9 protein-coding genes are annotated in these 12,451 nt (G+C 62.9%); 5 read left to right on the top strand and 4 right to left on the bottom strand.

Translation table 11 applies throughout. The features are described from left to right. The first annotated feature begins 10 nt into the window (after window positions 1-10). The 4 genes from Pla175_RS06475 (at window position 11) to Pla175_RS06460 (ending at window position 8,270) form a co-directional block, all read left to right on the top strand. The gene (locus Pla175_RS06475; protein ID WP_231954222.1) at window positions 11-2,380 is read left to right on the top strand and encodes an arylsulfatase; all 2,370 of its coding nucleotides are present in this window, start codon (window positions 11-13) and stop codon (window positions 2,378-2,380) included. A gap of 9 nt (window positions 2,381-2,389) precedes the next feature. Beyond that, entirely contained in the window at window positions 2,390-4,744 is a 2,355-nt protein-coding gene (locus Pla175_RS06470; protein WP_197527308.1) for an arylsulfatase, read from the top strand. Between the two features lie 931 nt (window positions 4,745-5,675). Beyond that, on the top strand, window positions 5,676-6,710 hold the full coding sequence (locus Pla175_RS06465; RefSeq protein ID WP_145282312.1) for a zinc-binding dehydrogenase: 1,035 nt from the start codon (window positions 5,676-5,678) through the stop codon (window positions 6,708-6,710). A gap of 528 nt (window positions 6,711-7,238) precedes the next feature. Next, window positions 7,239-8,270: a dockerin type I domain-containing protein gene (locus Pla175_RS06460; protein WP_145282309.1), complete on the top strand. Its 1,032-nt coding sequence runs from the start codon at window positions 7,239-7,241 to the stop codon at window positions 8,268-8,270. Between the two features lie 267 nt (window positions 8,271-8,537). On the opposite strand, the gene Pla175_RS06455 is transcribed toward Pla175_RS06460, so the two are convergent. Continuing rightward, entirely contained in the window at window positions 8,538-9,515 is a 978-nt protein-coding gene (locus Pla175_RS06455) for a S1/P1 nuclease (RefSeq protein WP_145282306.1), read from the bottom strand. 241 nt (window positions 9,516-9,756) lie between these two features. Here Pla175_RS06455 and Pla175_RS06450 point away from each other — a divergent pair, with 241 nt between their 5' ends. Further along, window positions 9,757-10,038, top strand: coding sequence for a hypothetical protein (locus Pla175_RS06450; protein WP_145282304.1), 282 nt, complete (start codon window positions 9,757-9,759; stop codon window positions 10,036-10,038). Window positions 10,039-10,097: 59 nt separating this feature from the next. On the opposite strand, the gene Pla175_RS06445 is transcribed toward Pla175_RS06450, so the two are convergent. The 3 genes from Pla175_RS06445 to Pla175_RS06435 form a co-directional block, all read right to left on the bottom strand. Continuing rightward, window positions 10,098-10,355 (bottom strand): hypothetical protein, encoded by a 258-nt coding sequence (locus tag Pla175_RS06445; RefSeq protein WP_145282301.1) that lies wholly within the window; start codon window positions 10,353-10,355, stop codon window positions 10,098-10,100. Between the two features lie 254 nt (window positions 10,356-10,609). After that, on the bottom strand, window positions 10,610-11,245 hold the full coding sequence (locus Pla175_RS06440; protein ID WP_145282298.1) for a GAF domain-containing protein: 636 nt from the start codon (window positions 11,243-11,245) through the stop codon (window positions 10,610-10,612). Next, complete coding sequence (locus Pla175_RS06435) at window positions 11,242-12,429, bottom strand: IS4 family transposase (protein ID WP_145282295.1); 1,188 nt, start codon at window positions 12,427-12,429, stop codon at window positions 11,242-11,244. The genes Pla175_RS06440 and Pla175_RS06435 overlap by 4 nt, the downstream gene beginning before the upstream one ends. Between the last annotated feature and the right edge of the window lie 22 nt (window positions 12,430-12,451).

Genomic DNA, 12,451 nt, shown 5'->3' with positions numbered 1-12,451 from the left:
CCTGAGCCTCATGCATATGAAACCGCAACCTTGGATCGCAGTGGTCGGCCTCACGCTGGGCTTGCTGTCGGAATTGGCCGCTAAAGCACAGGAAATCTTGCCGTTCCCTCCCACGCCTTCTGGCTCGGTTGCCGGACTGACGATCCAGGACTCGGTCTACAAGAAACGCGTCGAGCCCAAGCATTTGGCCGACGGCGCGCCCAACATCCTCATCATCCTGATGGACGACGTGGGGCCTGGCACGCCCTCGACGTACGGCGGCGAGATCAATACGCCGACGCTCGACCGTGTGTCGAACATGGGAATCTCGTTCAATCGTTTCCATTCCACAGCCATGTGCTCGCCCACGCGGGCAGCATTGCTCTGCGGGCGAAATCACACGCGGGTCGGCAACGGCCAGATAGCCGCCATCGCCAACGACTTCGACGGCTTCAGCGGCACCATTCCGAAGTCCTCGGCGACCGTCGCCGAAGTGCTCAAGAACTACGGCTACAACACAGGCGCCTGGGGGAAGTGGCATAACACGCCCGAAGAACAGATCACGACCATGGGGCCATTCGATTACTGGCCGACCGGCTATGGGTTCGAGTATTTCTACGGCTTCCTGGCCGGAGAAGCCTCGCAGTACGAGCCGACCCTGACCCGCAACACCACGCCAGTTACCGAGCATCTACCCAAGGACTACCACCTGTCCGACGACATCGCGTCGGACGCCATCACCTGGCTACGCGAACAAAACGCCTACGCCCCGGACAAGCCTTTCTTGATGTATTGGGCGCCAGGCGCCTCGCACGGGCCGCATCAGGTGATGAAGGAGTGGGCCGACAAGTACAAGGGCAAGTTCGACGACGGCTGGGACAAGTACCGCGAGCGCGTCTTCGCCAGGGCCAAGGCCAAGGGGTGGATCCCGCAGAACGCTCGGCTCACTCCGCGGCCCGAGTCGATGGCGTCGTGGGATTCGATCCCCGAGGACGAGAAGCCGTTCCAACGCCGACTGATGGAGGTTTTCGCCGGATTCACCGAACACGCCGACTACAACGCCGGTCGCGTCATCGCCGAGATCGAGCGTCAGGGCAAGCTCGACAACACGCTTGTCTTCTACATCTGGGGGGATAATGGTTCCTCGGCAGAGGGCCTCTACGGAACCATTAGTGAGCAGCTCGCGCAGAACGGCATCCCGACAAAGATCTCCCAGCACCTCGAAGCGCTAGAGGAACTCGGCGGGCTGGACGCACTCGGCGGTCCGAAGACCGACAACATGTATCACGCGGCCTGGGCCTGGGCGGGCAGCACGCCTTACAAGTCCACCAAGCTTGTGGGCGCCCACTTTGGCGGCACCCGTCAGCCGATGGCCGTTGCGTGGCCGAATCGCATCAAGGCTGACCCGACGGCACGTCCGCAGTTTCATCACGTCATCGACATCGTGCCGACGATCTACGAACTGACGAAGATCACCCCGCCGCGAATCGTGAACGGGTTCGAGCAGGATTCTATCGACGGCGTCAGCATGGTGTATGCGTTTGGCGATGCGAAGGCGCCAGGGACGCGTAAGACGCAGTTCTTCGACATCATGGCCAGCCGCGGCGTCTACCACGACGGTTGGTTCGCGAGCGCCCCCGGTCCCCGCGAACCGTGGGTGGGGGGTCTTCCAAAAGGCATCGAGGAGTGGTCTCCGCTCACAGATCCGTGGGAACTTTATAACCTCGACGAGGACTGGAGCCAGGCGAATGACCTCGCGGCGACCAATCCGCAGAAGCTCGAAGAACTGAAGCTGCTCTTCTTGCTCGAATCCACGAAGAACAAGAACCTGCCCATCGGCGGCGGCTTGTGGTCCACCGCGATGTTCCATCCCGAGGATGCGCCCGCTTCGAACCTCACGGAGTGGACCTTCGACGCCCCACTGACCCGGATGCCAGAATCCGCTGCACCCAAGCTGGGGAAGGTGGACAGTCTCGTGGTCATGGATGTGCACGTGCCCATGAACGCGAACGGCGTCCTGTATGCGCTGGCCGGATTCTCCGGCGGCATCACCTGCTATGTGAAGGACGGCTTCCTGTGCTACGAGTTCAATTTGTTCGAGGTGCAGCGGACCAAGCTTAAGTCCAGGAACAAGCTGCCGACCGGCAAGGTAGAAGTAGAAGTCGAATCGAGATTGGCTGCCAAGATCGGCGGGCCGATGGATGTGACGCTCAGGGTGAATGGCGAAGAGGTGGCTCAGGGCCGAGTGCCAGCCGCAATGTTCCTCCACTTCACCTCGAACGCGACCTTCGACATCGGCGCCGACCTGGATTCACCCGTTTCGCTCGACTACTTCGACCAGGCGCCATTCGCGTTCAACGGCGACATCGGCAAGACAACGATCAAGTATCTGAGAAAATAGGGCGCCGCAATGATGTCCATATTTGCCTTCGTCGTCATGTTGTCTGGCCTCGCATCCGGAGCGTCCGCTGCCACAAAAGAGGATGGCTCTGTGCTGCCATTTCCGCCGACCCCTTCTGCCAGCACGGCGGGCCCAACGCTTCAAGAATCAGTTCACAAACGCCGCGTCGAACCGGATCGTTTGCCGGACGGCGCCCCGAACGTGCTGATCGTGTTGATCGACGACGCAGGCTTCGGCGTACCAGATACCTTTGGCGGATTCGCGCACACGCCGACGCTTTCCAAGCTTTGCGACGAAGGGATCAGCTACAACCGATTTCACACCACCTCGATTTGCTCACCTACGCGTGCAGCGCTACTAACGGGGCGGAATCATCAGCGCGTCGGCAGCGGCACCATCGCCGAGCGCGCCGTCGATTGGGACGGCTACACCGGCGTCATCCCAAAAACCTCGGCAACGGTGGCCGAAGTCCTGAAAAGCTATGGCTACAAGACGGCCGCCTTCGGCAAGTGGCACAACACACCCGCCGACCAGACGACCGCGATGGGGCCGTTCACCTATTGGCCGACAGGGTACGGATTCGAGTATTTCTACGGCTTCCTCGCGGGGGAAACGTCGCAGTGGGAGCCGCGCCTGGTGGAGAACACCATCGCCATCGAGCCGCCGCACGATGAGAAGTATCATCTCACTGAGGACATGGCGGAAAAGGGGATCAAGTGGCTGAAACAGCATCGTGCCTTTTCTCCGGACAAACCATTCCTGATGTATTGGGCACCGGGTGGAGTCCACGGACCACACCACGTCTCTGCCCAGTGGGCCGACAAGTACAGAGGCAAGTTCGACCGGGGCTGGGACACGCTCCGTGAAGAAATTTTCACCCGCCAAAAACAGCTCGGCTGGATTCCCGCCAGCGCCGAGCTTACGCCGCGCGACCCGACGATGACCGCCTGGGCGGACATTCCGGAATCAGAACACGCCTTCCAGACCCGGCTGATGGAACTCTACGCGGGCTTCTGCGAACACACGGACGCCCAAGTCGGCAAACTGGTGGATTACCTCGACCAGACCGGCCAGCGCGAGAACACCATCATCCTCTATATCTGGGGCGACAACGGAAGTTCCGCCGAAGGGCAGAACGGATCGATCAGCGAGCTACTCGCGCAAAACCAGATCCCCAACACGGTCGCCCAACAGATCAAGACACTCGACGGACTCGGCGGCCTCCAGGCTCTCGGCGGTGCACTCACCGACAATATCTACCACGCAAGTTGGGCTTGGGCCGGCAGCACGCCGTTTCGCTCGACGAAGCTCGTCGCCGCCCACTTCGGCGGCACCCGTAATCCGCTCGTCGTCTCCTGGCCGAGGAAGATCAAAGCCGGCAAGAGGCCGCGCTCCCAGTTCTACCACGTCAACGACATCGTCCCGACGCTCTATGAGGTGATCGGCATCAAGGCCCCCAAGAAAGTGAACGGCTTCCCGCAGGATCCCATCGACGGGGTCAGCATGGCCGCCAGTTTCGCTGATGCCCACGCGCCCGAGAACAAGCACATCCAATATTTCGACAACAACGGCAGCGACGGCATTTACCAGGATGGCTGGTACGCCTGCACCTTTGGGCCGTTGATCCCGTGGCTGAACGCGCAGCCAGGACTCGATAAGTGGGATTCCTCACAAGCCGTGTGGGAACTCTACGATCTCACGAACGACTTCTCGCAGATGCACGACCTCGCCAAAGAGCAGCCGCAGAAAGTCGAAGAGATGAAGAAGCTGTTCCTCGCCCAAGCGGAGGAGAACAAAGTCTTCCCTATCGGCGCCGGCATCTGGCTGCGAATTCATCCTGAAGACCGGATCAAGTCACCCTACACGAGATGGACCTTCGACGACACGACAACCCGGATGCCCGAGTTCACGGCTCCCGCATTAGGGAACCGCAACAACACGGTGACAATCGACCTCGAATGCGGCGCGGGGGCCAGCGGAGTGCTCTACGCCATGGGGGGCGCGGGGGGAGGTCTCACGTGCTACATGGACCAGGGCCACCTCGTTTTTGAGTACAATCTGATGATCATTGATCGGTCCATCGCGAAGTCGGTAGAAAAGATAGCGCCGGGCCATCACACCATCGTCGTGGAGACAACCCTCAAAGCGCCGAAACCAGGAGCACCAGCCGATATCGTCCTCAGCGTGGATGGCAAGGTAGTTGCCCGCACGACCGCGAAGATGACCGTGCCCGCCGCGTTTACCGCTAGCGAAAGCTTTGATGTCGGCGTTGACCTCGGGTCAACAGTCTCACGGGACTACTTTGAACGGAGCCCGTTCAAGTTCGACGGTAAGATCAGAAAAGTCGATGTATCGCTAAAATAAGTTCGGATTTGCGCCGTGCCTAAATGCCATCTGTCGATTCTCTTACTTGGCACCGCTTGAGACACTCATATATCCCACTGTGTTCTCATCCATGCAGGGATGTCGGAGGCAAAGACTTTCTGGACTGGTCCACCCGTTGAGCGAGAAGCTCGAACCTGCCTGAGTCATTTACGCTCGACGGCCAAAGATTCTTTTCTAGAACGCAGCGGGGTCACATTCAGTTGGAAACCGCCTGCTTTTTTGTGCCGCTGAAGCACGCGTCGGATGCCTCAACTTCGCTGAGTTTGGGCTTCCGCAAACCCGCAGCGGTGGACATCACCTCCCTCAGTTCCGGCTCCCGTCAGGTGGCCGGAGTCGGACCATCCGGTTGGGGGGTGCTTCCGACCATAAGCCGCAGCGGTGCTGGAGACCTCTGTAGTTATGCAAACCATTCTGCTCGCCCAAGGGAGTGGCTCTCTGATCGCGGCGGCACCACTCAGCTGGTCACGTCGGTGGCGGTTGCCCACGCCCGCCTGGGGCTGCTAGGCGCCGCAGGTGTGGCCACCGCGTCCGCTCCGGCCCAATCCAGCCCACAGACGCGTAGCGTCGACCGGCTGCAAAGGGCCCAACCTGCCAGAGCCGTGCCGCTGGCTCGCGGGCGGACCGCCCCTGAACTTGATGGGACGCAACGACGCACGTTCCATGGCCCCCCTCCGCTAGGCTGAGGTGGGCGGTCGTGGTCTGGGTGGGAGCATAAGGTCGGCCCTACTTCCTGCGCGTCCTAGGCAGAGCATTCGTGGACAGCGGCCCGCGACCTGACGCGAGTGCGGGACCGGTACTGTGCTGTTCGGTCGGTTGGGTCGCCCTTCTGGTAGGGTAATCACAGTTAGGCCCGGTCATCCTGTCGGCCTCGACGGGGGATGGCGCCAACGCGAGCAACCAAAGGCAGCACATGAGCCAGCCGATCTCCGACCAGATGCAGGCCCTCCTGCTGGAAGCCCACCACGACGACGTGCTCGAAGCGGTCCGCTCGCTAAAGGTGGTCCAGCGAGCCACCCCCAAGCCGGCCCACGGCCAGGTGCTGGTGAAGATGGACGCCTCCCCCTGCAACCCGTCGGACCTGCTCTTCTTGCAGGGCAAGTACGGGACCGGCAAGACGCTGCCCACTGTGCCCGGCTGGGAAGGCGCCGGGACCGTGGTCGCCAGCGGCGGGGGCCTGCTCGCCTGGTGGCTGCAAGGCAAGCGTGTGGCGTGCGGCAACCAGGACGACCGCGACGGCGCCTGGGCCCAGTACATGGCGGCCAACGCCGCGGAGTGCATCCCACTCAAGCAGGGGCTCACCCTGGAGCAAGGCGCCACGCTGATCATCAACCCGCTGACCGCGGTCGGGCTTCTCGCTACGGCGCGCAAGGAGGGCCACGCCGCCGCGGTACAGACCGCCGGGGCGAGCCAGGTCGGCCGGATGGTGGTCCGCCTAGCCAAGGAGGCTGGCTACCCGCTGATCTCCATCGTCCGCCGCGATGCCCAGGTGGAGCTGCTGAAGCGGGAGGGCGCCGCGCACGTGCTGAACTCCTCGAACGCGGGCTTTGTGGAGCAGCTCACTGATACGTGCGCCAAGCTCCAGGCAACCGCGGCGTTCGAGGCCGTGGCGGGCGACATGACGGGGATCGTGCTGAACGCCATGCCGCGGGGGGCGACCGCGTATGTCTACGGCTCGTTGTCAGAAACGGCGTGCGGGGGAGTTGAACCACTGGGGCTGGTGTTTGAAGAAAAGCAGCTGCGGGGCTTCTACTTGGGCGGCTGGCTCAAGCAGCAGGGCTCCCTAGGGATCCTGCGTGCCGCGGGGCGTGTTCAGCGGATGGTGATGAAGAGGCAGATTGGCACGCACGTGGAGCGTCGCGTGGGCCTTGAGGGAGCGGCGGCGGCGTTGGAGCACTACGTGCAGCACATGACTGACGGGAAGGTGTTGATTGCGCCCCATGGCTAGTGGGTGAGTGGTGTGCGAGTGGCTGCTCGTATTCCCTAGGTAACCGCGACGTGGACGGGTCGTACGCTACGCGAGGTGGTCCTCCATAATCGTCGATAGCAGTCTGCTCCGCCAGCGTGTCGCGGGGAGTCGAAGAGACCCGAACCTGGCGCCCACCGCCTTTCAGCCGTTTGACGCTACGCGTCTGGGGGCTGAATCGGGCGGTGGTGTTGCTGCCAGAGCCGGGTCCGCAACGTTGTGGGTGGGTAAGAGGCCAGATCTCCGCGGACGCTCCGCCGATGCTGCTGGAGCTTGGGTCAGTCAGAAGATCAAGTCGTAAAGGACGGCCACATGCGCCCTGGGCGCGCTGCGCGCGCACTGGCGCGTTGGGCCACCCGGGCGCTGTCCTGGCCCCGCAAGGGCCCAGCTGCGCCACAGAAGGCGCGTGGGGGCCTAAGGCGGGCCTCAGAGGAACAGATCTTCTCTCTTCCTCGCCCACAGCGTCGCCGCCGTTCCACTGTTCATCATCGCCGTTCGGCAAGGCATGCCATGCTCACCGCGTCGTCCTGCTGTCGGGTCGCAACTACCGTCGGGTGCGTCGTCGCGTGCGTGGGTTACGCAGGGGGTACTCCTGTTCCGGTCGTCAACGCTGGCTTTGAGGACACGACGGGCGCCGCCGTCATCTTCAACGAGTTTAGCTTTGGGGCATCGCCGGGCTGGGATCTGTACGAGGACCCGCCCGGGCTGATTGGCGCCGGCGCTGCTGATCCGTTCTACGTCGGAACACTCGAGCCACAGCCAGCAGCGGGGATGCCGGGCGAGTTCGTCTTCTTCCCGGAAGGCGCCCCCGAAGGGAGCCGCGTGGCGATCGCCTACAACCGTGCGGGCAGCGGCGGGCTGGGAGAGTACGGGCTCCAGCAGATGCGCGTCGGCACGCCGCTGCTGCCGTTTCGCACGTACACCCTGCGGGTCGAGGTAGGCAATATCGCTTCGGGGCTGGCCTTGAGCGGGGAGTACTTCGACCTGGGCGGCTTCCCAGGGTACCGGATCGACCTGCTCGCCGGCGGCACGCCCATTGCGAGCGACACGTCGACGTTGCCGGGTTCGATCCCCGAGGGGGAGTTTGCTACCAGCGTGGTGACCTTCTCTGCCTTGCCGGGCGACCCCAGCCTTGGCCGGGATCTTGGGATCCGCTTGGTGAACCTCAACCAAGTCGATCCGCTCGCCCCTGCCGCCGATCTCGAAGTCGATTTCGACGACGTCCGGCTTCACTTTGCCTCATCCCTGGACGGCGACTTCAACTTCGATGGCGCCGTCGACGCGGCCGACTACACGGTTTGGCGTGACACGCTGGGGAGCGGGTCAATCCTGTCCGCGGATGCGAACGAGAACGGCGTCGTGGACAGTGAAGACTATTTGGTGTGGGCGGACAATTTTGGGGCGATCATCGCCGCGGGTAGCGTGGAGCTAGAGCCGGTTGCTGTGCCAGAGCCCGCCGCCGCGTGGGTAGCGGCGCTGGTCGTTGGGGCGGAGTTCGCCCGATACCGGGCCGGGTGGGCGGCTGTCCGGCGCAAGGGGTAGGACGCTCGGGCGCCGGCTCCTTTCTTCGGTACGCCTCGACAGGCTGGCCAGTCAGTTCGAAGGGCTACGCGATAGGGGCGTTCAGCCCTCAATCCGCGCACTTGATTGGTTCCGATTGTTGAGTAGTGATCGTGGCTGCCGCGATCTAGGCGTTCTTTCGCGGGGTGGTTCGAAGGCCGTTCCGGTGTTGGAGGCCGAGCTTCGTCTTCCTTGGGGCGCCGGCTCGGATCGGAACATCCCAACGATCCACATGTCACCCTGACAGCATCAACTCTCAGGCGTTCGGCGGGTCGACGCCGCACGCTTGAGTGCTTCACGCCAGGCTAACGCTAGGAACCGCGCGGCTTCTTTCGACATCACTTGGGCGACGTGGCCGGCTCGTGCGAGGTACTTGTCTGTGAGCTTTATTTTTGGGACTTCCGCTAGATCGCCTCGCTGCACGGCGCGAATTGGTGAAAGCACCTCGGGCTCGTAGACGGCGATCGTTGCGACATTTCGGCTTAGCGACGCCACGCTCGCAAGCTGCATGACAATCGGCATCGTCCTGCTTGGCAGCGGGCCCTCCGCGGGTTCCATGTCCTGAATCTCGCGGATGCGCCGATCAACGTCGCCCTCATCAAAACGACTGCCTAGTAGCTGGTCCCACAGCGCGTGCAAGTTGCCGGCTTGCTGCGTCTTGATCTCGCTGGCGCGGCGGTCCCCCTCAGGAAATACGCCCTCGACGTACAGGCTTCCGGCGTGGCAGGGTTGGAGAATGTCGGCGGTCAGGTGCGCGAGCCAGCACAACGCAATTGCACGGTCGCCCGGGTCGGCGTCGGCGTTGCTCAGCACGTTCTGGCAGAGAATGATGGCTTGCAGCACGTACAGGTCTTTCGTGTCGAGCGTGGCGTCAGCGGGCAGCGGGCCAGGGTCGGCCGGTACATTGGCCACCTCCCCGAGCACAAGCGTAGCGCCCAACTGGTAGTGCCAGGTCGGCCGGTTGTACTTGGGCTGCTTGCGGGCCACGTCGGGCCAGTAACCGGCGCGTCCGATCCGCCACCGATCGGCGTTCTCGATCTTCGCCGGCGGAGTGAAGTCTTCCACGAAGCGCGGGTGCGCGGCGAGGATGGTTCTGATCTCCGCTTGCTCGGCGTGGGTCAGCCGGTCGAACGCCATCAGGGCTATGATGTTGTGCCCCTGCTCGCTCCAGGCGTTGGCGATAGCCGCCGAGAAGACTAGCAGCAGCACGGCTAGGGTGCGTGTCATGGTCGGGCGCTTGGGTCAGTTGCAACTGGCAGTCAGGCCCGAACGCGACTCACGGGGCCGATGGGTCGATTGTGCCGACCGGGCGCCCACCGCGTCAACCAACTGGATCATTGGTAGAGCACGAGCTCCCGAAGCGAATCGAGCCGCCCGCTAGATACGCTCGGGGGCAATTTAGCACTTGACCGGGTCGGCGGGCGTGGTCTGCTAATCGGCTTCCAAGCACAACTCAACGAGGCCTTCGATGGAAAAGCAGACAGTGGAATGCACGTCGGCGGAACTGACAGCCCTTCTCTATGAACGGGAACGCGGTACCGCCTTTATGCTTCACGGGGAACTGTGCCAGTTGAAAGTGACGAGTGCTCGCCTCTCTGGGCTCAGTGTGACCGAGAAGCCAAACTTCTCCGTCGTCTCATGGCCGGAGCCCGATGCGACCTTGGCGCCATTAAGCGCGGAAGGGATTGCGATTGTGCGGCGGCATTTTCCGAACGCCAAGTTGTATGTCCGGCCGAAGCAGCCAGTGTAGATCGGCTCCGGTGTTGGGTCGTTTGGCTGGCGTAGGCGCTAGGATAGGCTCTGAGGCCATCAGCAATAGAGCACCAGCCCCCGGACGCACTCGACCCGCCCATCGCACCGCACTAGGTCACCGGGCCTCAGGTCGCGGATCGACTGCCCTTTCCGAACCGGGCGGAGTCGCGGCGGGCTGTCTCGCCAGACGATCAGGGCCCGCCCGATCCTGCCCGGCAGATCGTGGAACTCCACCTGCACGGCGTGGCAGGTGTCCAGCGTGGTGCTGGTGGCGGCGTAGCGGTCGCGGGTTACGCCGGGGGGTAGGGTGGGCATGCCGGCATGGCCCAATTCGCGGAAGCTAGCTACGCAGTTCGCACGCTAACTCCATCCGCGATGAAGGATCGCACCGAGAATGATCTTCAACCATAGGAAGCGTGAAGATGAGTCAGACTTACGCTCGATTTCAGCGGCTTGCTCCGGAGTCATTCTTCCTGCAAGCACTTCTGCAGCCAGTGCATGGGGCGATGATCTGACGGATGACTCCGTTGGGTTCAATTCATGATGCGTCTTTGCATGCGGCTTCATGGTTAGAGTTGTAGTCGGCATTTTTCGGCCCTCATGATTAGGCGAAGTAGGGAAAGCATCGGCTCTAACGCGTCCTCCAGTACCGCCTTGTGGCGATCTCCAAAATGGTGACGACGGTCGCTCGATACTGATACAGCTCCCACAAAGACGTGCCTGTCGCTGTCAGGGTTCGGCACCACGATCGGGATCACCATTTTGCTCCGAAGCGTCCCGCTCTCCAGTTGTTTCTCTGGAAAGACAAACGGAACCCGTTTGCTCTGAACGTCAGGGACAACGACGGTCCTCTGGTGGATGCCAGCGAATCGAGCCATGGAGTAGGTGGCATCGAAAGCCCCATCGAAACCGGGGTATTCGTTGATCTCCTCAGAACGAGCGACCACCTCCATACGCTTACCCGAATCGTCTCGCAGGACCACGATGCTCACCTGCCAATGATCGGTCGGTATTGGATGCACGTCCTGGCACTCCCGCCTCATCCAATCCTGTTCGGCCCGCCAGTTGCTCACTGGTTCGGTTCGACCGTGATGAGCCGTGGTTGCGAAACTGTCTGCCCAGAATTTTGCGCTGGGGGCCATCGGGTTTGCGTACTGCGCAGCATCGACCGGCGCGGCGCGGGTGGTCGGTTCGCGGCGGTTCAATGCGTTTTGAGTTTTTCAAGGTGCGCCAGCACCTCGTCTTCATCGGCCCATCCGATCAGGTAGAAGCGGATCATCTCGAACGTCCGCAGCGTCGGCTTCTTGCCGGTCCATAGGCTGATCAGCAGGCAGACGATGATCGCGCAGTACGTCTGAATCTCAATGCCCACCGGGTCCTCGCTCAGCAGGTGACGGCAGCCGAGCGTGTGCTTGAAGAAGCGGAAGAACAGCTCGACCTGCCAGCGGTGTACGTAGATCAGCGCCACCACGTCGGCCGGGACGTCCATCAGGTTCGTCGCTAGCACGAGGTCTTTTCCCGCCGCGCCGCCGCGTTTGGGGTGGGCTTGGGCGCGGATGCGGACCAGCCGCACCGGGTGGTCGGGGTGCTCGATCCGCACGCTCTTGGCCGAGCCGAGCTTGCCGACCGCGTCTTCAAGCACCCCCGCCTCGATCGCCTCGGGGCCAAGGTCGCGGGCCTGCTCGGGGGTGAAGTGGTGGTCCTCGCGCACCCGGCAAACGTAGCTGCTGCCGGCAGCGACGATCGCGTTGAACAGCGAGAACTGCTCGTAGCCCCGGTCGAGGATGTAGCAGCGGTCGGCTTCCAGCAGCCTCCGCAGCGAAGCCTTCTCGTTGGCGTCCTTGCGGTTGCGGCCGGTCGTCACCTCAATGTTGGTCGGCGCGCCGCGCAGCACCTCGAAGTGCGCGTGCAGCCGCCAACCGTCCGGGCGCCGCCGGCCCTGCCAAGCCGCTTGGGCGATCTGTGGCAGCCGCGTCAGCAGCGAGCCGTCCACGGCCGTCAGCCGTTGGGTGACGCCGTCGAGCCGCCGGTCGTGCGGCAGCGCGCCCAACTGATCCGCCAGCTCGCCCACGATCTCACGCAGCCCCTCGGCGCGGAACACCGCGGTCGCCTCGGACAGCGAGCCGAGGCTGGTCCGTGGGCAGCCGAGCTTCTTCTGCACCTTCTTGAGCTCGGACGCCTGATGAACGCCGCGGAGGGAGGTGAGGATTGGGTTGAACAAGAACAGCAAGATCAGCACGGAGTACTCGTCCATGTGCAGGACGCGATTGCCCGCCTTGTCCCGCTCGCAGCCCACGCCGTGCAGACGCTCAAACAGAGGAAGCAGCGCCCGCAGCTCCTTCACCCCCCGCACGTCTCGCTCATCAAGTTTCGGCTTCTTGGCGGCCATCGTGGTAAGATGACCGAAGTTT

Source organism: Pirellulimonas nuda, from assembly GCF_007750855.1.
Taxonomy (GTDB): Bacteria; Planctomycetota; Planctomycetia; order Pirellulales; family Lacipirellulaceae; genus Pirellulimonas; species Pirellulimonas nuda.
The sequence above is the reverse complement of the archived record's forward strand: the minus strand, read 5'-3'. Positions and strand labels throughout refer to the sequence as shown.